Consider the following 22,532-nt stretch of genomic DNA (forward strand, 5'->3'; position numbering starts at 1 on the left):
CTTCGTGATTGGCGTACGGTTCTAGAAATGAACCGTACTACAATCCCATTATTTTTTACGACGACGAACGATGAATTTGTCAGACGCTTTGTTTTTCTTACGAGTCTTGAATCCAAGAGTTGGTTTACCCCATGGAGACATTGGAGACTTACGTCCGATTGGAGAACGTCCTTCACCACCACCGTGTGGGTGATCAACCGGGTTCATTACAGAACCACGAACTGTTGGGCGTTTACCTAACCAGCGAGAGCGACCTGCTTTACCGATTTTGATAAGTTCGTGTTGTTCGTTACCTACTTGACCGATTGAAGCGCGACAAGCAGATAATACAAGACGTACTTCACCAGAAGTTAAACGTACAAGTACGTATTTACCTTCTTTACCAAGTACTTGAGCAGATGTACCAGCAGAACGAACTAATTGTCCGCCACGACCAGGCTTAAGCTCGATGTTATGAACAACAGTACCTACTGGAATGTTGATTAATGGTAATGCGTTACCGATTTTGATGTCAGCTTCTGGGCCAGACATAACTTCCATACCTACTTCTAAAGATTTAGGAGCAAGAATGTAACGTTTTTCACCGTCAACGTAGTTAATTAATGCGATATTCGCAGAGCGGTTTGGATCGTATTCGATCGTAGCAACGCGTCCTGGAATTCCATCTTTGTTACGCTTAAAGTCGATGATACGGTATTGACGCTTATGTCCGCCACCTTGATGACGTACAGTAATTTTACCTTGGTTATTACGACCAGCCTTCTTGCTTAAAGGAGCAAGTAATGACTTTTCGGGTCTGTCAGTCGTGATTTCAGCGAAATCATTCGTAGTCATATTACGACGACCGTTAGTAGTTGGATTATACTTTTTAATTCCCATCTCAATTTCCCTCCTTCTTTAGTAAGAATTAAACGCCTTGGAAGATTTCGATTTCTTTGCTGTCAGCAGTTAGCTTAACGATTGCTTTACGACGACGGCTAGTAAAACCAGCGTGACGACCAACGCGTTTTGCTTTCGGCTTGTAGTTCATGATGTTCACTTTTTCTACTTTAACACCAAAGATCGCTTCAAGAGCATCTTTAACTTCTGTTTTATTAGATTTAACGTCCACATCGAACGTGTATTTTTTTTCAGCCATCATTTCCATAGAACGTTCAGTGATAACTGGGCGCTTAATGATATCACGAGGATCTCTCATTATGCAAGCACCTCCTCTACTTTTTCCACTGCCGCTTTTGTCATGATTAGCTTATCATGATGAAGCACGTCTAAAACGTTTACGCCATCAGCAGTGATTACTGTTACTCCAGGGATATTGCGAGCAGATAACTCTACAGATTCGTTTGCATCAGCAGTTACGATAAGAGCTTTCTTCTCAACAGTTAATCCTTTAAGTACTGCTAGCATGTCTTTTGTTTTTGGTGCATTTAACACTAGGTCTTCAAGAACTACAATGTTGTTCTCAACTACTTTAGTAGCTAATGCAGATTTGATTGCTAAACGACGAACTTTCTTAGGAAGTTTGTACGCATAGCTTCTTGGTGTAGGTCCGAATACCGTACCACCACCACGCCATTGAGGAGAGCGGATAGACCCTTGACGAGCACGTCCAGTTCCTTTTTGACGCCATGGTTTACGACCACCACCGCGAACTTCAGAGCGAGTTTTTACTTTGTGTGTACCTTGACGTAAAGATGCACGTTGCATCATTACAGCTTCGAAAAGTACAGCTTCATTTGGTTCGATACCGAAAATAGCTTCAGCTAATTCGATTTCACCAACCTGTGAACCAGTTTGGTTATATACAGTAACTTTTGGCATTGGAATTCCTCCTTCCTATTGTGAATTATTTGCTAACCTTCACAGCGCCTTGAACAACTACAAGAGATTTCTTAGCACCTGGAACGTTACCTTTTACTAGTAATAAGTTGCGCTCAGTGTCAACTTGAACGATTTCTAAGTTTTGGATAGTAACTTGGTCTCCACCCATACGTCCAGCAAGTTTTTTGCCTTTGAATACACGGTTCGGAGCAACTGGGCCCATTGAACCTGGACGACGGTGATAGCGAGAACCATGAGACATAGGTCCGCGAGATTGTCCGTGGCGTTTGATAACACCTTGGAAACCTTTACCTTTAGAAATTCCTGTTACGTCAACGATTTCACCTGCAGCGAAAACTTCAACTTTTACCTCTTGACCAACCTCTAATCCGTCCACGTCTGCATCGCGGATTTCGCGAATGAAGCGCTTAGGAGTTGTAGATGCTTTAGCAGTGTGGCCTTGTTCAGGTTTGTTAGTTAACTTTTCACGTTTATCTTCAAATCCTAACTGGATTGCATTGTAGCCATCAGTTTCAGTTGTTTTCTTTTGAAGAACAACGTTTGGATTAGCAGCGATAACTGTTACTGGGATTAACTCACCGTTCTCAGCAAATACTTGAGTCATACCGATCTTTCTTCCTAAGATTCCTTTGGTCATGAGTTACACCTCCTACATTTTTAAGTTATATAATTTATAGTTTGATTTCGATATCTACACCAGACGGTAAGTCTAAACGCATTAATGAATCTACTGTTTGTGGAGTAGGACTCACGATATCGATTAAACGTTTGTGTGTGCGCATTTCGAATTGCTCACGAGAATCTTTGTACTTATGAACAGCACGAAGAATTGTGTAAATAGTCTTCTCAGTTGGTAATGGGATCGGACCAGAAACTGTTGCCCCAGAACGCTTAGCTGTTTCTACAATTTTCTCAGCTGATTGATCAAGAATACGGTGATCATAAGCTTTTAAACGGATACGAATTTTTTCTTTTGCCATTATTTTCCCTCCTTCGTTCGCCTATTTCTAAAATAGACCTTCTCCATGGAAATTTCCCCACACCATGCCATGGCAAAGCGGCCGGGTGTGTCAGCAACCTTCCACTTCATCGCAGTCAAAGACCAACATTGTCTATTATACAATGTTATTCGTCTAGATGCAAGCATCTTTTTGTTTGCATCTGCTTTTCTCTACTTTTGCTATTATACATGGCACTTTAAAGAATTTCAAGTTTTCATCTAACAGAATTCGTTTTACAGTTTCTGGATTATCTTTTATTGTTTTTATATTACTATAGAAGAAACTCGTCAAAACAAAAAACACACTCTTCTTCTTTATATAAACGCAAACAAAAAACCTAAGGGAAAATCCCTTAGGTTTTTTTATATCAGCTAAGATTACTCAACGATAGTAGCAACTACACCGTAACCTACTGTACGTCCACCTTCACGAATAGAGAATTTAGTTCCCTCTTCGATAGCGATTGGAGCGATAAGTTCGATAGTCATTTCGATGTTGTCACCAGGCATTACCATTTCAGTACCTTCTGGTAATTGGATGATACCAGTTACGTCAGTTGTACGGAAGTAGAACTGAGGACGGTAGTTAGCGAAGAATGGAGTGTGACGTCCACCTTCTTCTTTAGATAATACGAAAACTTCAGCTTTGAATTTAGCGTGTGCTTTTACAGAGCCAGTTTTAGCAAGAACTTGTCCACGTTGGATGTCTTCACGAGCAACCCCACGAAGAAGAGCACCGATGTTGTCTCCAGCTTGAGCTTGGTCAAGAAGTTTACGGAACATTTCTACACCAGTTACAGTTGTAGAAGCATTCTCTTCAGCAAGACCGATGATTTCTACTACGTCACCAACTTTAACGATTCCGCGCTCTACACGACCAGTTGCAACTGTACCACGACCTGTGATAGAGAATACATCCTCGATAGGCATTAAGAATGGTTTGTCAGTTTCACGTTCTGGAGTTGGGATGTAAGCATCAACTTCAGTCATTAATTCAATGATTTTTGCTTCCCAATCAGCTTCTCCTTGAAGAGCTTTAAGAGCAGAACCTTTGATTACAGGAATGTCGTCGCCTGGGAATCCGTATTCAGATAATAGGTCACGAACTTCCATTTCTACTAATTCTAATAATTCTTCGTCGTCTACCATGTCGCATTTGTTTAAGAATACAACGATGTAAGGAACACCTACTTGACGAGAAAGAAGGATGTGCTCACGTGTTTGAGGCATTGGGCCATCAGCAGCAGATACTACTAAGATACCGCCGTCCATTTGAGCAGCACCAGTGATCATGTTTTTAACATAGTCAGCGTGACCTGGGCAGTCAACGTGTGCATAGTGACGAGTTTCAGTTTCGTACTCAACGTGTGCAGTTGAGATTGTGATTCCGCGCTCTCTTTCTTCTGGAGCAGCGTCGATTTGATCGTATCCGCGTGCTTCAGCACCACCAGCTTTTGCAAGAACTGTAGTGATCGCAGCAGTTAATGTAGTTTTACCATGGTCAACGTGGCCGATTGTACCGATGTTAACATGGGGTTTAGAACGTTCGAATTTAGCTTTAGCCATTCTAAATTCCTCCTTAGTTTATATAGGTTATTTTATATTTAGACTAGAAAGCGAAACTTACGTCCCACTTTCTAAGCTTACATAAGTAGTTATACTCGAACAATTGATAAAAATCAATTATTCGCCTTTATTTTTTTTAATAATTTCTTCTGAAACAGACTTCGGTACTTCTTCATAATGATCAAATGTCATTGAGAATGTTCCGCGTCCTTGAGTGTTAGAACGTAATGCTGTCGCATAACCGAACATTTCAGAAAGTGGAACCATAGCGCGAACAACTTGTGCGTTACCGCGAGCTTCCATACCTTCTACACGTCCACGACGAGATGTTACGTCACCCATGATGTCTCCCATGTACTCTTCAGGAATTACAACTTCAACTTTCATCATTGGCTCAAGAATTACTGGGTTACATTTAGAAACCGCAGCTTTAAGTGCCATAGATGCAGCGATTTTGAACGCCATCTCAGATGAATCGACATCATGGTAAGAACCGTCAACTAATGCTGCTTTAATGTCAACTAGTGGGTAACCAGCTAGTACACCATTTTTAAGTGAGTCTTCAAGACCCGCTCCAACAGCTGGGATGTATTCACGTGGAACTACACCGCCGACGATTTTGTTTTCGAATTCAAATCCTTTACCTTCTTCGTTAGGTGCAAACTCAATCCAAACGTGACCGAATTGTCCACGTCCACCAGATTGACGAGCAAACTTACCTTCAACTTTCGCAGCAGCGCGGAAAGTTTCACGGTATGCTACCTGAGGAGCACCAACGTTTGCTTCGACTTTGAATTCACGGCGCATACGGTCAACGATGATATCAAGGTGAAGTTCACCCATACCAGCGATGATAGTTTGGCCAGTTTCTTGGTCAGTGTGAGCACGGAATGTTGGATCTTCTTCAGAAAGCTTAGATAATGCTGTACCCATTTTATCTTGGTCAGCTTTAGATTTTGGTTCGATAGCTACAGAGATAACTGGCTCTGGGAATTCCATAGACTCAAGGATAACAAGGCTCTTCTCGTCACAAAGAGTATCACCAGTAGTAGTATCTTTTAAACCTACAGCAGCAGCGATATCCCCAGCGTAAACTGTTGAAATCTCTTCACGGCTGTTAGCGTGCATTTGTAGGATACGTCCTACACGCTCACGCTTACCTTTAGTTGAGTTTTTCACGTATGATCCAGAGTTTAACACACCAGAGTACACACGGAAGAACGTTAACTTACCAACATAAGGGTCAGTCATGATTTTGAATGCTAAAGCTGCGAATGGTTCTTCATCGCTAGACTTACGTTCTACTTCTTCATCTGTATCCGGAAGAGTACCTTTAATAGCAGGTACATCTAATGGAGATGGTAGGTAGTCGATAACTGCGTCTAACAGAATTTGAACACCTTTGTTTTTGAATGCAGAACCACAGATTACTGGGAAGAATTCTACAGAAGTTGTAGCCTTACGGATACCAGCTTTAAGCTCTTCTACAGTGATTTCTTCACCTTCTAGGTACTTCATCATCATTTCTTCATCAAGCTCAGCTACCGCTTCAATAAGCTTTCCACGGTATTCTTCAGCTAGTTCTTTGTGCTCTTCAGGAATTTCGACACGCTCGATGTCTGTTCCTAAATCGTTACCGTACATGTAAGCACACTCTTCAACAAGGTCAATGATACCATTGAACTCATCTTCAGCACCGATTGGTAACTGAATTGGATGTGCGTTTGCTTGTAAACGATCGTGGATTGTTCCTACAGAGTATAAGAAATCTGCACCGATCTTATCCATTTTGTTAACGAATACGATACGAGGTACACCGTAAGTAGTAGCCTGACGCCAAACAGTTTCTGTTTGTGGTTCTACACCAGATTGTGCATCAAGTACTGCTACCGCACCATCAAGTACGCGTAAAGAACGTTCTACTTCTACTGTGAAGTCTACGTGTCCTGGAGTATCAATGATGTTTACACGGTGACCTTTCCATTGAGCTGTAGTTGCAGCAGAAGTAATTGTGATACCACGCTCTTGCTCTTGCTCCATCCAGTCCATCTGAGATGCACCTTCATGAGTTTCACCGATTTTATGAATACGTCCTGTGTAATACAGAATACGCTCAGTTGCTGTTGTTTTACCAGCATCGATGTGAGCCATGATACCAATATTACGAGTGTTTTCTAAAGAGAACTCTCTTGTCATTTGGTGTCTTGCTCCTTCCATATATGGATTGGATTTTTTATTTTAAGTAGCAAAAAAGCCACTTTATATTGTTACATATGCCAGTGTCCAGTACCCTCATTATGTAAAACGAGCGCCCAACGAAAGGGAGAGGCATTCTCCCTCTCCACACTTCCATAAGCGACAAATAAAGCGGTTTATGCATACATTTATTTTACGTTGAATCCTACCAACGGTAATGAGCAAATGCTTTGTTAGCTTCTGCCATTTTATGAGTGTCTTCACGTTTCTTAACAGATGCACCAGCGTTGTTAGCTGCATCTAAGATTTCGTAAGCTAGACGCTCTTCCATAGTTTTTTCACCACGAAGACGAGCATAGTTTACTAACCAGCGAAGACCTAAAGTTGTACGGCGTTCTGGACGAACCTCAACTGGAACTTGGTAGTTAGCACCACCAACACGACGAGCGCGTACTTCAAGAACAGGCATGATGTTCTTAAGAGCTTGCTCGAATACTTCCATTGGTTCTTTATCTGAACGTTCACGAACGATATCGAAAGCGTTATAAAGAATTGTTTGAGATTTACCTTTTTTACCGTCAACCATCATTTTGTTGATAAGGCGTGTTACTAGCTTAGAATTGTACATTGGATCTGGTAACACGTCACGTTTCGCAACAGGTCCTTTACGAGGCATATTGAGTTCCTCCTTTCATTATAAGTTTATTATTTTTTAGCAGGTTTTGGTCGCTTAGTACCATATTTAGAACGTCCTTGCATACGTTTGTCAACACCAGCTGTATCAAGCGCTCCACGAACGATGTGGTAACGTACCCCTGGTAAATCCTTTACTCGACCACCGCGAATTAATACTACGCTATGCTCTTGTAAGTTATGACCGATACCTGGGATGTAAGCTGTAACTTCAATACCGTTTGTTAAACGTACACGAGCGTATTTACGTAACGCTGAGTTAGGTTTCTTTGGAGTCATTGTACCAACACGAGTACATACACCACGTTTTTGAGGTGCAGAGATATCAGTTGATTTTTTCTTTAAAGAGTTAAATCCTTTGTTTAACGCAGGTGATTTAGATTTCCATACTTTATCAGTACGACCATTTCTCACTAATTGGTTAATAGTAGGCATTTGATTATCCTCCCTTCGCATGTTTGTATGACCACATATCCAGGTGGTTCATTATTAGTTGAAAACAAAGTTTTTGCAAGGAAGAGCAAATGCTCTCTCCTCACAAAAACAGTTTTAACTTATTATTCCTATTGCTGAAGCTCCCACTTGAATCCCCGAAACTTTTCCAAGCTTACGAACTGATTCAACCTTTGTTATGGGTATGTTATGTTGCAAAGCAGTGCGAATGATAACATGGGTTAACCGCACATCAGCATCTTCTGCAATAACAACTTCTTTAACTATACCATTTTTGATTGCTTCCAATGTGCGTTTATGACCAACGACTACATTTTCAGCATTTGACACTTTTTGATAAGACATATAAATATCCTCCAAAGCATCGTTCAGGAGCAACCTTGATTATAGTAACATTTTGACTCATACAATGTCAACTAGGATTAGATGTTTTTATACAAAATTTACGACGGAAAATTTTACTGTTCCACATAAATCTCATCGTTTTCTACATTCATGTTATCTTGTGTTGTTTTTACAAGATCCACTTTGCGATAACGATTCATACCTGTTCCAGCAGGAACAAGTTTACCGATAATAACGTTCTCTTTCAATCCTAGAAGCTCATCACGTTTACCTTTAATTGCTGCATCAGTTAAGACACGAGTTGTTTCTTGGAATGATGCTGCAGATAAGAATGAATCAGTTTCAAGTGAAGCTTTTGTAATACCAAGTAGAACAGGTCTAGCTGTCGCTGGTTGTTTACCTTTCAGTAACACCTTCGCATTCGCATCAGTAAACTGATGGATATCTAGTAATGTTCCTGGTAATACGTCTGTTTCACCTGCATCACTTACACGAACTTTACGTAGCATTTGACGTACCATTACCTCTACGTGTTTGTCACCAATTTCTACCCCTTGCATACGGTATACTTTTTGAACTTCACGTAATAAGTATTCTTGAACTGCTGTAATGTCCGTTACTTTTAGTAATTCTTTCGGATCAATAGAACCTTCTGTTAACTCTTTACCGTGGCTAATTGGCTGTCCTGGAGTTACTTTCAGACGAGCACCGTAAGGAATAGCATACGTACGAGCTTCAACTTCACCCTGTACAACTACTTCTTGGCGATCTTTAACATCGTTGATCGCTGCGATAACACCGTCGATTTCACTGATAACTGCCTGACCTTTCGGATTACGAGCTTCGAAGATCTCTTGGATACGAGGTAAACCTTGAGTGATATCATCTCCGGCAACCCCACCTGTATGGAATGTACGCATCGTTAACTGTGTACCTGGCTCACCGATAGATTGAGCTGCGATAATACCTACCGCTTCTCCTACTTCTACGTCTGTACCAGTTGCTAAGTTACGACCGTAACACTTCTTACATACACCATGGCGAGTGTTACACGTAAACGCTGAACGAATATTTACAGTTTCAACACCCGAATTTTCAACGATATGAGCGATATCTTCAGTAATTAATTGGTTTTCACTAACTAATACTTCACCTGTTTCAGGATGTTTTACAGTTTTTCTTGCAAAACGTCCAACAAGACGATCATATAATGACTCAATTACTTCATTACCCTCTTTAATCGCACCAATTAATAGACCACGATCTGTTCCACAATCATCTTCACGGACAATTACATCTTGTGCAACGTCTACAAGACGACGTGTTAAGTAACCAGAATCGGCAGTTTTAAGTGCTGTATCGGCAAGACCTTTACGCGCACCATGCGTAGAGATGAAGTACTCAAGTACTGTTAAACCTTCACGGAAACTCGATTTGATTGGAAGTTCGATGATACGACCAGATGGATTGGCCATCAGACCACGCATACCAGCAAGCTGAGTAAAGTTAGATGCGTTACCACGGGCACCTGAGTCACTCATCATGAAGATTGGATTGCGTTTATTCAAGGATTTCATCAGTTTTCCTTGGATAACATCTTTTGCATTACTCCAAATAGAGATAACGCGATCGTAACGTTCTTCTTCCGTGATTAAACCGCGACGGAATTGTTTAATTACATTATCTACTTTTGCTTGTGCTTCGTGGAGAATTTCATCTTTTTCGCCTAATACAAGAATGTCAGATACCCCAACTGTAATACCAGCTTTTGTAGAGTACTTGAACCCTAAGTTTTTCATACGGTCAAGCATGCGAGACGTTTCTGTAATTTGGAAACGTTTGAACACTTCCGCAATGATGTTACCAAGGATCTTCTTGCTAAATGGCGCCACTTCTTCGCGACTAGCAATAATTTCTTTAATGTTCGCACCTTTTTCAACGAAATATTCCGCTGGTGTTTCTTTTTCAAGGTTTGAGTTTGTCGGTTCATTAATATAAGGGAACGACTCTGGTAAGATTTCGTTAAATATTAATTTACCAACTGTTGTTAATAGAAGCTTACCTTTTTGCTCTTCAGTAAACGTTACGTTATTTACTGAACTTGCAGCAACTGCAACACGTGTGTGCAGATGTACATATCCATTTTGATATGCAAGTATTGCTTCGTTTGCATCTTTGAAGACCATACCTTCACCGATTGCGCCTTCACGCTCAAGTGTTAAGTAGTAGTTACCTAATACCATATCCTGAGATGGAGTAACAACTGGTTTTCCGTCTTTTGGATTCAAGATGTTTTGTGCCGCTAACATAAGAATACGAGCTTCTGCTTGTGCCTCTGATGATAACGGAACGTGAACCGCCATTTGGTCACCGTCAAAGTCCGCGTTGTATGCAGTACATACAAGTGGGTGAAGACGAATTGCGCGACCTTCTACTAATGTAGGTTCAAACGCCTGGATACCAAGACGGTGAAGTGTTGGTGCGCGGTTTAAAAGTACTGGATGTTCTTTAATCACAGATTCTAAAACGTCCCAAACTTCAGGGTGTACACGCTCAATTTTACGTTTCGCACTCTTAATGTTGTGTGCTAACCCTTTTCCAACTAACTCTTTCATAACAAAAGGTTTGAACAGTTCAAGCGCCATTTCTTTCGGTAATCCACATTGGTACATCTTTAAGTTCGGTCCTACAACGATTACAGAACGGCCAGAGTAGTCAACACGTTTACCTAATAAGTTTTGACGGAAACGTCCTTGTTTACCTTTAAGCATGTGAGATAGTGATTTTAATGGACGGTTACCTGGTCCAGTTACTGGACGGCCACGACGACCATTATCAATTAATGCATCTACAGCTTCTTGTAACATACGTTTTTCGTTTTGAACGATGATGCTTGGAGCACCTAGGTCCAATAGACGTTTTAAACGGTTGTTACGGTTAATTACACGACGATATAAGTCGTTTAAGTCAGAAGTAGCAAAACGTCCACCATCTAACTGTACCATTGGGCGTAGTTCTGGTGGGATAACTGGTAGAACATCTAAGATCATCCAAGATGGTTCATTTCCAGAGTTACGGAATGCTTCTAATACTTCTAGACGTTTAATAGCACGAGTACGGCGTTGTCCTTGTGCTGTTTTTAATTCTTCTTTTAAGAAGTCTACTTCTTTATCTAAATCAATGTCTTGTAGTAGTTTTTTAATCGCTTCTGCACCCATAGCAGCTTGGAATGTGCTACCATATCGATCACGATATGCACGGTATTCTTTTTCAGAAAGTAATTGCTTCTTATCAAGTGGTGTATCTCCACTTTCTGTTACAACATAAGAAGCGAAATAAATTACTTCTTCAAGCGCGCGAGGGGACATGTCTAAGACAAGTCCCATGCGGCTCGGGATACCTTTGAAATACCAAATATGAGATACAGGAGCAGCTAATTCAATATGACCCATACGTTCACGACGTACTTTTGCACGCGTTACTTCAACGCCACATCGATCACAAACTACACCTTTATAACGTACACGTTTGTATTTTCCGCAATGACATTCCCAGTCCTTTTGTGGTCCGAAAATACGCTCACAGAACAAGCCATCTTTTTCAGGCTTTAACGTACGATAGTTAATAGTTTCTGGTTTCTTAACTTCACCGTATGACCAAGAACGAATCTTGTCAGGTGAAGCAAGTCCAATCTTCATATATTCAAAGTTATTTACATCTATCAAGGGGCCTACCTCCCTTTTAGTCTACAGGTTATCCCAATTATTCCTTAGTTGTCTCAACTTCGACATTCAATTTATCTGCTGATTGATGATCATCGTCATCTTCTGTATCACGCATTTCAATTTCTGTATCGTCGCTAGACATCATTTTAACGTCCATACCTAAACTTTGCAGCTCTTTAATCAATACTTTGAATGATTCAGGAACGCCTGGTTCTGGAACATTTTCGCCTTTAACAATTGCTTCATAAGTCTTAACACGTCCAACAACATCATCAGACTTCACTGTTAAGATTTCTTGAAGAGTATAAGCAGCACCGTAAGCTTCAAGTGCCCAAACCTCCATCTCACCGAAACGCTGTCCACCGAACTGAGCTTTACCTCCAAGAGGTTGCTGCGTTACAAGTGAGTATGGTCCAGTAGAACGAGCATGAAGTTTATCGTCAACCATGTGCGCAAGTTTGATCATATACATGACACCAACAGATACGCGGTTATCGAATGGTTCACCAGTACGTCCGTCATACAGGATTGTTTTCGCGTCATTTGCCATACCAGCTTCTTCAATTGTGCCCCAAACATCTTCCTCACGAGCACCATCGAATACTGGTGTTGCAATGTGAATGCCCAGGTATCTTGCTGCCATACCAAGATGAAGCTCTAATACCTGACCGATATTCATACGAGATGGTACCCCTAATGGGTTTAACATGATATCGATTGGCGTACCGTCTGGTAAGTAAGGCATATCTTCTTCTGGTAAAATACGAGAAATAACACCTTTGTTACCGTGACGTCCGGCCATCTTGTCACCTTCAGAAATTTTACGTTTTTGAACGATATATGCACGTACAAGTTGATTCACGCCTGGTGGCAATTCATCGCCATCTTCACGGTTGAATACTTTTACGTCTAAGATAATACCGCCACCACCGTGTGGTACACGTAGTGATGTATCACGTACTTCACGCGCTTTTTCTCCAAAGATAGCATGTAATAGACGTTCTTCAGCTGTTAATTCTGTTACACCTTTAGGTGTTACTTTACCAACAAGTAAATCTCCATCTTTTACTTCAGCACCAACGCGAATGATACCGCGCTCGTCAAGGTTACGTAATGCGTCTTCCCCAACGTTTGGAATGTCACGTGTAATTTCTTCTGGTCCAAGCTTCGTATCACGAGCTTCTGATTCATATTCTTCAATATGAATAGAAGTGTACACATCATCTTTTACAAGGCGCTCACTCATGATGATCGCATCCTCGTAGTTATAACCGTCCCAAGTCATGAAGCCAACAAGCACGTTACGTCCAAGTGCTAGTTCACCTAATTCCATAGAAGGACCATCCGCAAGGATTTCACCTTTTACAACTTCATTTCCAACACTTACGATTGGACGTTGGTTGTAACAAGTTCCTTGGTTAGAACGAATGAATTTTTGCATTTTGTAGCGATCTAAGTCGCCTTTTACTGTTTGACCGTCAACTTCTACATAGCGACGTACCCAAACTTCACGTGCTTCTACGCGCTCAACAACACCAGGATGTTTACAGATTACTGCAGCACCTGAGTCTTTTGCTGATACGTACTCCATACCTGTACCTACAATCGGAGATTCCGGATTCATTAACGGAACCGCCTGACGTTGCATGTTCGCTCCCATAAGTGCGCGGTTAGAGTCATCGTTTTCTAAGAACGGAATACAAGCTGTCGCTGCCGACACTACTTGTTTTGGAGATACATCCATGTAGTCGATGCGTTCTCTATTTGTGACAATGTTTTCACCACGGAAACGAGCTACGATATCTTCACTTAGGAATTCACCTTCATCAGATAATTTCATATTCGCTTGGGCTACAACATAGTTATCTTCTTCATCTGCTGTTAAATAATCAACATGCCCTGTTACAAGACCAGTTTCTGGGTCAACACGACGATATGGTGTTTCAATGAAACCAAACTCATTTACTTTCGCGAACGAAGATAATGAGTTAATCAAACCGATGTTTGGTCCCTCTGGTGTTTCAATCGGACACATACGACCGTAGTGGGAGTAATGAACGTCACGTACTTCAAAGCCTGCGCGCTCACGCGTTAAACCACCAGGTCCTAATGCAGATAGTCTTCGTTTGTGAGTTAACTCTGCTAATGGATTTGTTTGGTCCATGAACTGAGATAACTGAGAACTTCCGAAGAACTCTTTAATAGATGCAATAACAGGACGAATATTAATTAGCGCCTGTGGTGTAATTGCATTTGTATCTTGGATCGACATTCTCTCACGAACAACACGTTCCATACGAGAAAGACCGATACGGAATTGATTTTGTAATAGTTCTCCAACAGAACGCAGACGACGGTTTCCTAAATGGTCAATATCATCTGTATCCCCTACTTTGTATAGTAGGTTGAAGAAGTAACTGATAGAAGCAAGGATATCACCTGGTGTGATGTGTTTCACATCACGAGTAATATTTGCATTGCCAATTACATTAATTACACGTTCGCCTTCCGACTCAGGAGCATAAATCTTAATAGATTGCAGCTCAACATCGCCTTCTACCACTCCACCCATTGGTTTCGCTGTTTTGAATCCAATGTTTTTCTCTAAGTAAGGTAAAATGCGATCAAGTGTACGACGATCTAAGATTGTTCCTTCCGCCGCTAAAATTTCACCAGTTTCTGGATCCACTAATGTTTCAGCTAAACGTTGATTAAACAATCTGTTTTTAATGTGTAACTTCTTGTTGATCTTATAGCGACCTACATTTGCTAAATCGTAGCGCTTTGGATCGAAGAAACGAGACACAAGTAAGCTCTTAGCATTTTCTACTGTTGGTGGTTCACCAGGACGTAGACGCTCATAAATTTCAAGCAATGCTTTTTCTGTACTATCTGTGTTGTCTTTTTCTAATGTGTTGCTTAAGTATTCGTTATCACCTAAAAGCTCGGTGATTTCTTGATCAGAGCCAAACCCTAATGCGCGTAACAAAACAGTTACAGGAAGTTTACGCGTACGGTCAATACGCACATATACAACATCCTTAGCATCTGTCTCATACTCTAACCAAGCTCCGCGGTTTGGAATTACAGTAGCAGTAAAACCACGTTTTCCGTTTTTATCCACTTTGCCACTATAGTATACGCTTGGAGAGCGAACTAACTGGGAAACGATAACACGTTCTGCACCGTTAATTACGAATGTTCCAGTCTCTGTCATGAGTGGGAAATCTCCCATGAACACATCTTGTTCTTTTACTTCACCAGTTTCCTTGTTGATTAGACGCACTTTTACACGAAGTGGTGCTGCATACGTCACATCACGCTCTTTGCATTCGTCTACAGAGTATTTAGGTTCACCTAAGCTGTAGTCGATAAATTCAAGCGATAGATTTCCCGTAAAGTCTTCAATCGGAGAAATGTCTTGGAACATTTCTCGCAAACCCTCATCAAGAAACCACTGATAAGAAGAGGTTTGAATTTCGATAAGATTTGGTAACTCTAATACTTCACTAATACGGGCATAACTTCTTCGTTGGCGGTGGCGTCCGTATTGAACTAGTTGACCTGTCAACTGCTTCACCCCTCAAATCATGAGTATTATAAATGCACAAAAAAATTTGTGCAAAATCACAAATAAATACAACTACTGCTATTAGCGTAGTCTTTTTCTCTTAAAGATAAATACGTTGAGTCTTTCTACCTGCTCAAAAAAGAAAAATGGCTTCTATAAGAAAACCATCATTCTGTTTCATAATCTGCTGATTTTACTATCTTTTCCAAGAGAAACAAAAATATACATCTTTCTCAACGCAGAAAATCATATATTGGCATTGTATAATGTTAACATAGCCAAAAATAACCGTCAACGTTTTTTTGATTTTATGATATAATATCCTTTTTTCTTTTCTACAATCTCAACTTCAGAAAATACTTCTTCTAGTTTTTTCAGCGCAGATGGTGCACCTTGCTTCTTTTGAATAACAATCCAAAGTTCTCCACCTGGAACTAAATAATCCACAGCTTTTTCTAAAATCTCATGTACGATATCTTTACCCGCACGAATTGGAGGGTTAGATAGAATAGCAGCATACTCGCCATCTACATTTTCATAGACGCTACTTTGAAAAATACGTATATTCTCGATTCTGTTATTAGCGGCATTTTCTTTCGCAAGCCCAAGCGCCCTTTCATTCACATCCACCATGTGAACTTCACAACCTTGAAACTCTTTCGCTAACGACAAACCAATAGGACCGTATCCACAACCTACGTCTAATATATCACCTTTAATATCCGGCATTTGAAACGCTTCAATTAAAAGACGAGAACCAAAGTCCACCTCGTTTTTCGAAAACACCCCATGGTCAGATAAAAAAGTAAATTGAGATCCACGAAGTGGAAATTCCCATCGTTTACGATCACTTTTACTAGAAGGGTCGTTAGAAAAATAATGGTCTGCCATATGGCCACCTCTTTTCTTTACAGTTAAAAAAAAAGCTCGCATGAGAGCGAGCTTTTTTTAAAGCATCAAAAGTTAATTACTTAACTTCTACAGCAGCGCCAACTTCTTCAAGTTTAGCTTTCATTTCTTCAGCTTCCTCTTTAGAAACGCCTTCTTTGATTGCTTTTGGAGTGTTGTCAACTAATTCTTTAGCTTCTTTTAAGCCAAGACCAGTGATTTCACGTACAGCTTTGATAACTTTGATTTTTTGAGCGCCAGCACTTGCAAGTACTACGTCAAACTCAGTTTTTTCAGCAGCAGCTTCACCAGCGCCACCAGCTACAGCTACAGGAGCAGCAGCAGTTACGCCGAATTCTTCCTCGATAGCTTTTACTAAGTCGTTAAGTTCTAATACAGTCATAGATTTAACTGCTTCAATGATTTGTTCTTTAGTCATTGTAAATATCCTCCCTTAAATAGGTTTGTATTGTTTTATAGATAACAAGTAATTATCTTTTAAAAAATTAAGCGCCTTGCTCTTCCTTTTGTTCTGCAACTGCTTTAGTAGCAAGTGCAAGGTTACGGATTGGAGCTTGAAGAACGCTAAGAAGCATAGAAAGTAAGCCTTCACGTGATGGAAGAGTAGCGATTGCTTTAACCTCATCAAGTGTTACAAGTTTACCTTCGATTACGCCCGCTTTAATTTCTAAAGCTTCATGTTTTGTAGCGAAGTCGTTTAATACTTTCGCAGGAGCAACTACATCCTCGTTACTGAACGCGATTGCGTTTGGTCCTGTTAAGAATTCGTTTAACTCAGCCATTTCAGCAGATTCTGCAGCACGACGAGTTAGAGAGTTTTTGTAAACTTTGAACTCAACGCCAGCTTCACGTAATTGCTTACGTAATTCTGTTGCTTCAGAAACTGTTAAACCACGGTAGTCAACAACAATTGTAGATTTACTAGCACGAAGTTTGTCCGCGATTTCAGTTACAACTTGTTGTTTAGTTTCGATTACTTTGCTCATGTTATTACACCTCCTGTAGATTATATAGAAGATGTACCGAAAGTGCACTAAAAACCTCCATGCCCAACTTGTAGACATGGAGGCATATAGTCACAGAAAAAAATTCCGTTTCGTATATTAACACCTAGGTAGGAAATTAAGTCTATTGACACCTACTGTCTACGGTACACTATTTAAATTCACAACATAAATGATTATATTAAATCTTCTTTATGAAGTCAACTTCCAATTTTTACGCTAATGTAGAAACGTCTACGCGTACGCCAGGTCCCATTGTAGAAGCAACTGTTACGTTCTTCATGTAAGTACCTTTTGCAGCAGATGGCTTAACTTTTAATAAAGTGTCAGCGATTGTTTTGAAGTTTTCTACTAATTTAGCATCTTCGAAAGATACTTTACCGATTGGAACGTGGATGTTACCAGCTTTATCAACGCGGTATTCAACTTTACCAGCTTTGATTTCGTTAACAGCTTTAGTTACATCGAAAGTAACTGTTCCAGTTTTAGGGTTTGGCATTAAACCTTTAGGTCCTAATACGCGACCAAGTTTACCAACTTCACCCATCATGTCAGGAGTTGCTACTACTACATCGAAATCGAACCAACCTTGTTGGATTTTACCGATGTAATCAGTATCGCCTACGAAGTCAGCGCCAGCAGCTTCAGCTTCTTTAGCTTTTTCACCTTTAGCGAACACTAATACACGTTGTACTTTACCAGTACCGTGTGGAAGAACAACTGCACCACGGATTTGTTGGTCAGCTTTCTTAGGGTCAACACCTAAACGGAATGCAGCTTCTACAGTTGCATCAAATTTAGCTGTGTTTGTTTTCTTTACTAATTCTACTGCTTCTGTTGCAGAGTAAGCAGATGCACGATCAACAAGCTTTGCAGCTTCTACGTACTTTTTACCTCTTTTAGCCATTTTTATTTCCTCCTCGAATGTGGTTTTAGCGGAATAACCTCCCACGTTTACGCCTGTTTTCAGGTATAACCTGAGGATGAGCGCCATCCATTTATTTAAAAACAATAATCATTTACGATAATAAAGGTTGCGAATTGGAATTCCAGACCCGCAACCTTTTTTAAAAACAAATCGAATTAGTCTTCGATAACGATGCCCATACTGCGTGCAGTACCTTCAACCATACGCATTGCAGCTTCTACGCTAGCAGCGTTTAGGTCAGGCATTTTAGTTTCAGCGATTTCGCGTACTTTATCACGCTTAACAGTTGCCACTTTATTACGGTTTGGTTCACCAGAACCAGACTCAATACCAGCTACTTTCTTAAGAAGAACAGCAGCAGGAGGAGTTTTAGTAATGAAAGTGAATGAACGGTCCTCAAATACCGTAATTTCAACAGGGATGATAAGACCAGCTTGATCTGCTGTACGAGCGTTAAACTCTTTACAGAAGCCCATGATGTTAACACCTGCTTGTCCTAATGCTGGACCAACTGGTGGAGCTGGGTTAGCTTTACCTGCAGGAATTTGAAGCTTTACCATTTTAATTACCTTTTTAGCCACGAGACACACCTCCTTAAGTCCGTGATGTGGTCAATTGGACAGTGATTTGCCCTCCCACGTCATATTTTATCTGTAAGGATAAAATCTTTCAAAAAACGTCTCCGATAACGAAGACGTACTGACTTAAAAGATATTATCACTTTTTACAATTCATTTCAAGTTTCATTTTATAATTTTTCAATTTGATGGAAGTCAAGTTCAACTGGAGTCTCGCGACCAAACATGTCCACAAGTACGCTAACCTTTTTCTTCTCCACATCAATTTCTTCAATAGCACCTGTATAATCTGCGAATGGCCCCTCATTTACACGTACTGTCTCATGAAGTTCAAAGTCGAAATCAACCACTTCGTTGTCCATTCCCATATGTTTCATAATGGTAACAACTTCCTCTTCTAATAGAGGTGATGGTTTAGATCCAGAACCAGAAGAACCAACGAACCCAGTTACACCCGGCGTGTTACGTACAACATACCAAGAATCATCAGTCATGATTAATTCTACTAATACATAACCTGGGAACACTTTTCTTTTCATTAATTTTTCTTTTCCGTTTTTCATTTCTACTTCTACTTCTTCCGGGACAACAACACGGAAAATTTTATCTTGCATACCCATTGATTCTACACGCTTCTCTAGGTTTGCTTTTACTTTATTTTCATATCCAGAATAAGTATGGACAACATACCAACTTTTTTCCATTCATTTAGGACGAGCGTCCTTCCCTCCCTGACGTACATTTTTTTGCGCAAATGAAAAAACCCGTTCACCGGGCTTTTACACAGTTCTTATAAATAACATTATATCATGGATAAGTGCTTCTTATTCAAGAATTAACCAAGAATTAACCGAATTAAAGAAGAAATGCCCATATCAACTACTGCGAAGAAAATCGCAAAGAACACAACTGTAGCAACAACAGTCGCTGTTGAGCGGAGTAATTCATCTTTTTTAGGCCAACTTACTTTTTTCATTTCGCGACCTACATCGCCGAAAAAGTTCGTTAAACGCATCTGCGGGACCTCCAGTGTATTATTTCAATTATTTATTTTGTTTCCTTGTGAACTGTATGCTGATTGCATGTTTTACAAAACTTTTTTATTTCAAGTCGCTCTATTGAGCTCGTATCTTTCATAGTAGAGTAGTTTCGATTTTTACACTCTTCACATGAGAGTACAACTTTTTTCCTCATTAGTTACACCAACCTTGTAACATTATGTCCCTAAAAATGTATCATACAATAAAAGACAATGTCAATGACATGCATTTTGTACTGTCTACAAAAGAAAACAGGTGATTTATTTTACACCTGTTGCACTTGTTATTTGTTATGAATTTAAAGTTGTACTTTCTCGCATTTCCATATATCGTTCCAATTTCCTCTTCACCCGCTGTAAAGCGTTATCAATAGATTTCACATGTCTGTTTAACTGTTCTGAAATCTCTTGATAAGAACGCCCATCTAGATATAAAGAAAGTACTTTTCTTTCTAAATCGCTTAATAATTCTGATATTTTTGATTCTATGTCTGTATATTCTTCTTGGCTAATAATCATCTCTTCAGGATCAGTTACCTTCGCTTCAGAAATAACATCCAATAATGTTCGATCAGATTCCTCATCGTAAATCGGCTTATCTAAAGACACATACGAATTTAAGGGAATATGTTTTTGCCTTGTTGCCGTTTTAATAGCGGTAATAATTTGTCGAGTGATACACAGTTCAGCAAATGCTTTGAATGAAGACAGCTTGTCCTCTTTATAATCACGAATTGCTTTAAACAATCCTATCATACCTTCTTGAACAATATCTTCTCGATCGGCACCCACTAAAAAGTAAGATCTTGATTTCGCGCGAACAAAGTTCTTATATTTGTGAATTAAATATTCTAGAGCGTCAGTATTACCTTTTCGAACTAACTCAACGATTGCCTCATCCTCTAAATCACGAAATGTAACGTCGCCTACACTTACGAAGCCTGCTTCCACCTTGATCCCTCCGACCGCTATTTATTTAGCAATATTATACAGTAAAAAGACAAAGAGCGTCAATGCTTCAACGCTCTCCTCTTCTTAATTTTTCTAATTTTTCTGTAATATCTTTACTAAATATCTTTCGCATGGCGGGTTGCTGTTCTTTCGTGTCTTTTGTACGCCTTCTTACTTGTTGCTCCATTGCCTGTACTTCCAACTCTAATTCACGCGCAGATTTCCGAAGGGCACCTTGCGCAAATATAACCCATTGTTCCGTGTAATCAGAAGTCGCAACATATATTCGTGTATTTATATTTCTAAGCTCTATCGCAAGTTGCTCTATCTTTTCGTCTGCAGTTTGATTCTTTCGTGTGAATATTACTTCCACACGAGATTGTTTCATCTTTTTTTCAATACCATGTACTGTATAGGCATCAAAGACTATCATCACTTTTGTACCTGTATAACCTTGATAATCCGCCATCTTATCAATAAGTGCATCTCTTGATGATTGTAGATCTACATCCCGCAGTTTCTTCAAATCTCCCCAAGCTCCGATAATGTTGTAACCGTCAACGATTAAAATATCGTTCATCTTTTATTTACCAATTTCGTGACGTTTACGATATACCTCATACATTAACAAACTTGCGGCTACGGAAGCATTTAAGGATGTAACTTTACCAACCATCGGTAGAGTGATTAGGAAATCACACTTTTCACCAATAATACGACTCATACCTTTTCCTTCACTACCAATTACTAACCCAATTGGCATTTTACCATCTAAATTACGGTAATCCGTTTTCCCTTTGGCATCTGTACCAGCAATCCAAAGTCCACGTTCTTTTAATTCATCAATTGTACGGGATAAGTTCGTTACGCGCGCAACAGGAATGTATTCAATCGCTCCTGTTGATGCTTTCGCAACTGACGCTGTAAGCCCCACAGCCCTTCTCTTTGGAATAATAATTCCATGAGCTCCTGTCGCATCAGCAGTACGCATAATAGAACCTAGGTTATGCGGATCTTCAATCTCATCTAAAATTAAGAAGAATGGATCTTCATTACGTTTTTCTGCCACTTTGAATAACTCTTCTAACTCCGCATACTGATATGCAGCTACTTGAGCAATTACACCTTGATGATTACCCTCAACTAATTGATCTAACTTTTTCTTTGGTGCATGTTGTAAAATAACCTTATTTTCTTTCGCTAACGCTAGTACAATCTGTACTTGTCCTTTGGCAGCACCTTCTGCGATCCAAATTTTATTTATATCTCTCCCTGATCGTAACGCCTCAATTACAGGGTTACGTCCGATAATATATTCACTACTCATGATGATGTGCCCCCTTCCTTTTCTTCTAAAACTGCAATTGCCTTATATACAATTTCGTCTAATCTTTCACGGTTATTTAATAAATGATGATAACCAATTAGCGCTTCAAAGGCTGTACTATGGCGATATGTTTGTACATCCGTATTTTTTGGAACTGTACCTGAATTTGCATTACGTCCTCTTCTTAATACCGCCTCTTCTTCCTCTGTCAAAAACGTCGTCTCTAATAAATGATAAACAACTTTCGCCTGTGCTTTTGCTGAAACAAAGCTCGTCCCTAATCGATGTAATTGATTAGGGCGAACTTTCCCTTTTTGAAGTAGGTGATAGCGGATATATTGTTCATATACCGCATCACCCATGTATGCTAACGCTAAGCTGTTTAATTGCTTTGCATCAATCATT

General features: G+C 40.0%; 24 protein-coding genes and 1 other annotated feature. All 24 genes read right to left on the reverse strand.

Annotated features, from left to right (window positions below):
* Positions 1 to 48 precede the first annotated feature (48 nt).
* The 24 genes from rplB to IBT51_RS24720 all read right to left on the reverse strand — a co-directional run bounded on the left by rplB (position 49) and on the right by IBT51_RS24720 (position 22,531).
* Positions 49 to 879, reverse strand: coding sequence for a 50S ribosomal protein L2 (gene rplB / locus IBT51_RS24605; RefSeq protein ID WP_000511583.1), 831 nt, complete (start codon positions 877 to 879; stop codon positions 49 to 51).
* Between the two features lie 28 nt (positions 880 to 907).
* Complete coding sequence (gene rplW / locus IBT51_RS24610) at positions 908 to 1,198, reverse strand: 50S ribosomal protein L23 (protein WP_001205558.1); 291 nt, start codon at positions 1,196 to 1,198, stop codon at positions 908 to 910.
* Complete coding sequence (rplD, locus tag IBT51_RS24615) at positions 1,198 to 1,821, reverse strand: 50S ribosomal protein L4 (RefSeq protein WP_001127258.1); 624 nt, start codon at positions 1,819 to 1,821, stop codon at positions 1,198 to 1,200. Before rplD ends, rplW begins: the two co-directional genes overlap by 1 nt.
* 25 nt (positions 1,822 to 1,846) lie before the next feature.
* Complete coding sequence (gene rplC, locus IBT51_RS24620) at positions 1,847 to 2,479, reverse strand: 50S ribosomal protein L3 (protein ID WP_000160209.1); 633 nt, start codon at positions 2,477 to 2,479, stop codon at positions 1,847 to 1,849.
* A 34-nt stretch (positions 2,480 to 2,513) separates the two neighbouring features.
* Positions 2,514 to 2,822 (reverse strand): 30S ribosomal protein S10, encoded by a 309-nt coding sequence (gene rpsJ / locus IBT51_RS24625; protein WP_001040595.1) that lies wholly within the window; start codon positions 2,820 to 2,822, stop codon positions 2,514 to 2,516.
* Between the two features lie 398 nt (positions 2,823 to 3,220).
* Positions 3,221 to 4,408, reverse strand: coding sequence for an elongation factor Tu (gene tuf, locus IBT51_RS24630; protein ID WP_001029617.1), 1,188 nt, complete (start codon positions 4,406 to 4,408; stop codon positions 3,221 to 3,223).
* A 117-nt stretch (positions 4,409 to 4,525) separates the two neighbouring features.
* A complete protein-coding gene (gene fusA, locus IBT51_RS24635; protein WP_000196384.1) occupies positions 4,526 to 6,604 on the reverse strand; it encodes an elongation factor G in 2,079 nt (692 codons plus the stop codon).
* A 205-nt stretch (positions 6,605 to 6,809) separates the two neighbouring features.
* Entirely contained in the window at positions 6,810 to 7,280 is a 471-nt protein-coding gene (gene rpsG / locus IBT51_RS24640) for a 30S ribosomal protein S7 (protein ID WP_001137492.1), read from the reverse strand.
* 29 nt (positions 7,281 to 7,309) lie between these two features.
* On the reverse strand, positions 7,310 to 7,732 hold the full coding sequence (gene rpsL / locus IBT51_RS24645) for a 30S ribosomal protein S12 (protein ID WP_001142341.1): 423 nt from the start codon (positions 7,730 to 7,732) through the stop codon (positions 7,310 to 7,312).
* Between the two features lie 114 nt (positions 7,733 to 7,846).
* Positions 7,847 to 8,095 carry a 50S ribosomal protein L7ae-like protein gene (locus tag IBT51_RS24650; protein WP_000121833.1) on the reverse strand — a complete coding sequence of 83 codons (249 nt, stop codon included), beginning with the start codon at positions 8,093 to 8,095 and terminating at the stop codon, positions 7,847 to 7,849.
* Between the two features lie 113 nt (positions 8,096 to 8,208).
* On the reverse strand, positions 8,209 to 11,820 hold the full coding sequence (rpoC, locus tag IBT51_RS24655; protein ID WP_000567943.1) for a DNA-directed RNA polymerase subunit beta': 3,612 nt from the start codon (positions 11,818 to 11,820) through the stop codon (positions 8,209 to 8,211).
* Positions 11,821 to 11,857: 37 nt separating this feature from the next.
* Positions 11,858 to 15,391, reverse strand: a complete 3,534-nt coding sequence (rpoB, locus tag IBT51_RS24660; RefSeq protein WP_000147553.1) for a DNA-directed RNA polymerase subunit beta — start codon at positions 15,389 to 15,391, stop codon at positions 11,858 to 11,860.
* A gap of 291 nt (positions 15,392 to 15,682) precedes the next feature.
* Positions 15,683 to 16,282 (reverse strand): class I SAM-dependent methyltransferase, encoded by a 600-nt coding sequence (locus IBT51_RS24665; RefSeq protein ID WP_064531899.1) that lies wholly within the window; start codon positions 16,280 to 16,282, stop codon positions 15,683 to 15,685.
* Between the two features lie 76 nt (positions 16,283 to 16,358).
* Entirely contained in the window at positions 16,359 to 16,718 is a 360-nt protein-coding gene (rplL, locus tag IBT51_RS24670; protein WP_000159737.1) for a 50S ribosomal protein L7/L12, read from the reverse strand.
* 67 nt (positions 16,719 to 16,785) lie between these two features.
* Positions 16,786 to 17,286 carry a 50S ribosomal protein L10 gene (gene rplJ / locus IBT51_RS24675; protein ID WP_000048718.1) on the reverse strand — a complete coding sequence of 167 codons (501 nt, stop codon included), beginning with the start codon at positions 17,284 to 17,286 and terminating at the stop codon, positions 16,786 to 16,788.
* A 39-nt stretch (positions 17,287 to 17,325) separates the two neighbouring features.
* Positions 17,326 to 17,469: a sequence feature (ribosomal protein L10 leader region), on the reverse strand.
* Between the two features lie 49 nt (positions 17,470 to 17,518).
* Entirely contained in the window at positions 17,519 to 18,211 is a 693-nt protein-coding gene (gene rplA / locus IBT51_RS24680) for a 50S ribosomal protein L1 (protein WP_002094239.1), read from the reverse strand.
* Between the two features lie 176 nt (positions 18,212 to 18,387).
* Positions 18,388 to 18,813 carry a 50S ribosomal protein L11 gene (gene rplK / locus IBT51_RS24685; RefSeq protein ID WP_001085872.1) on the reverse strand — a complete coding sequence of 142 codons (426 nt, stop codon included), beginning with the start codon at positions 18,811 to 18,813 and terminating at the stop codon, positions 18,388 to 18,390.
* A gap of 167 nt (positions 18,814 to 18,980) precedes the next feature.
* Positions 18,981 to 19,514: a transcription termination/antitermination protein NusG gene (nusG, locus tag IBT51_RS24690; protein WP_000415794.1), complete on the reverse strand. Its 534-nt coding sequence runs from the start codon at positions 19,512 to 19,514 to the stop codon at positions 18,981 to 18,983.
* 131 nt (positions 19,515 to 19,645) lie between these two features.
* Positions 19,646 to 19,825, reverse strand: a complete 180-nt coding sequence (secE, locus tag IBT51_RS24695) for a preprotein translocase subunit SecE (RefSeq protein ID WP_001241323.1) — start codon at positions 19,823 to 19,825, stop codon at positions 19,646 to 19,648.
* A gap of 32 nt (positions 19,826 to 19,857) precedes the next feature.
* Positions 19,858 to 20,004, reverse strand: coding sequence for a 50S ribosomal protein L33 (gene rpmG / locus IBT51_RS24700; RefSeq protein ID WP_014481927.1), 147 nt, complete (start codon positions 20,002 to 20,004; stop codon positions 19,858 to 19,860).
* 136 nt (positions 20,005 to 20,140) lie between these two features.
* A complete protein-coding gene (locus IBT51_RS24705) occupies positions 20,141 to 20,800 on the reverse strand; it encodes an RNA polymerase factor sigma-70 (protein ID WP_000387198.1) in 660 nt (219 codons plus the stop codon).
* 67 nt (positions 20,801 to 20,867) lie between these two features.
* Positions 20,868 to 21,380, reverse strand: a complete 513-nt coding sequence (locus IBT51_RS24710; RefSeq protein WP_000997887.1) for an NYN domain-containing protein — start codon at positions 21,378 to 21,380, stop codon at positions 20,868 to 20,870.
* A gap of 3 nt (positions 21,381 to 21,383) precedes the next feature.
* Complete coding sequence (gene rlmB / locus IBT51_RS24715) at positions 21,384 to 22,127, reverse strand: 23S rRNA (guanosine(2251)-2'-O)-methyltransferase RlmB (protein ID WP_000093765.1); 744 nt, start codon at positions 22,125 to 22,127, stop codon at positions 21,384 to 21,386.
* Positions 22,124 to 22,531, reverse strand: coding sequence for a Mini-ribonuclease 3 (locus IBT51_RS24720; protein WP_064531901.1), 408 nt, complete (start codon positions 22,529 to 22,531; stop codon positions 22,124 to 22,126). Before IBT51_RS24720 ends, rlmB begins: the two co-directional genes overlap by 4 nt.
* Position 22,532: the final 1 nt, after the last annotated feature.

This window comes from Bacillus sp. S71, from assembly GCF_016625265.1.
In the GTDB taxonomy this organism is placed as follows: domain Bacteria; phylum Bacillota; class Bacilli; order Bacillales; family Bacillaceae_G; genus Bacillus_A; species Bacillus_A cereus.

Excerpts from the sequence above, each read along its gene's own strand:
- rplB (WP_000511583.1), bottom strand. The coding sequence starts at position 879 with ATGGGAATTAAAAAGTATAATCCAACTACTAACGGTCGTCGTAATATG.
- rplW (WP_001205558.1), bottom strand. The coding sequence starts at position 1,198 with ATGAGAGATCCTCGTGATATCATTAAGCGCCCAGTTATCACTGAACGT.
- rplD (WP_001127258.1), bottom strand. The coding sequence starts at position 1,821 with ATGCCAAAAGTTACTGTATATAACCAAACTGGTTCACAGGTTGGTGAA.
- rplC (WP_000160209.1), bottom strand. The coding sequence starts at position 2,479 with ATGACCAAAGGAATCTTAGGAAGAAAGATCGGTATGACTCAAGTATTT.
- rpsJ (WP_001040595.1), bottom strand. The coding sequence starts at position 2,822 with ATGGCAAAAGAAAAAATTCGTATCCGTTTAAAAGCTTATGATCACCGT.
- tuf (WP_001029617.1), bottom strand. The coding sequence starts at position 4,408 with ATGGCTAAAGCTAAATTCGAACGTTCTAAACCCCATGTTAACATCGGT.
- fusA (WP_000196384.1), bottom strand. The coding sequence starts at position 6,604 with ATGACAAGAGAGTTCTCTTTAGAAAACACTCGTAATATTGGTATCATG.
- rpsG (WP_001137492.1), bottom strand. The coding sequence starts at position 7,280 with ATGCCTCGTAAAGGACCTGTTGCGAAACGTGACGTGTTACCAGATCCA.
- rpsL (WP_001142341.1), bottom strand. The coding sequence starts at position 7,732 with ATGCCTACTATTAACCAATTAGTGAGAAATGGTCGTACTGATAAAGTA.
- IBT51_RS24650 (WP_000121833.1), bottom strand. The coding sequence starts at position 8,095 with ATGTCTTATCAAAAAGTGTCAAATGCTGAAAATGTAGTCGTTGGTCAT.
- IBT51_RS24665 (WP_064531899.1), bottom strand. The coding sequence starts at position 16,282 with ATGGCAGACCATTATTTTTCTAACGACCCTTCTAGTAAAAGTGATCGT.
- rplL (WP_000159737.1), bottom strand. The coding sequence starts at position 16,718 with ATGACTAAAGAACAAATCATTGAAGCAGTTAAATCTATGACTGTATTA.
- rplJ (WP_000048718.1), bottom strand. The coding sequence starts at position 17,286 with ATGAGCAAAGTAATCGAAACTAAACAACAAGTTGTAACTGAAATCGCG.
- rplA (WP_002094239.1), bottom strand. The coding sequence starts at position 18,211 with ATGGCTAAAAGAGGTAAAAAGTACGTAGAAGCTGCAAAGCTTGTTGAT.
- nusG (WP_000415794.1), bottom strand. The coding sequence starts at position 19,514 with ATGGAAAAAAGTTGGTATGTTGTCCATACTTATTCTGGATATGAAAAT.
- secE (WP_001241323.1), bottom strand. The coding sequence starts at position 19,825 with ATGCGTTTAACGAACTTTTTCGGCGATGTAGGTCGCGAAATGAAAAAA.
- rpmG (WP_014481927.1), bottom strand. The coding sequence starts at position 20,004 with ATGAGGAAAAAAGTTGTACTCTCATGTGAAGAGTGTAAAAATCGAAAC.
- IBT51_RS24710 (WP_000997887.1), bottom strand. The coding sequence starts at position 21,380 with ATGAACGATATTTTAATCGTTGACGGTTACAACATTATCGGAGCTTGG.
- rlmB (WP_000093765.1), bottom strand. The coding sequence starts at position 22,127 with ATGAGTAGTGAATATATTATCGGACGTAACCCTGTAATTGAGGCGTTA.
- IBT51_RS24720 (WP_064531901.1), bottom strand. The coding sequence starts at position 22,531 with ATGATTGATGCAAAGCAATTAAACAGCTTAGCGTTAGCATACATGGGT.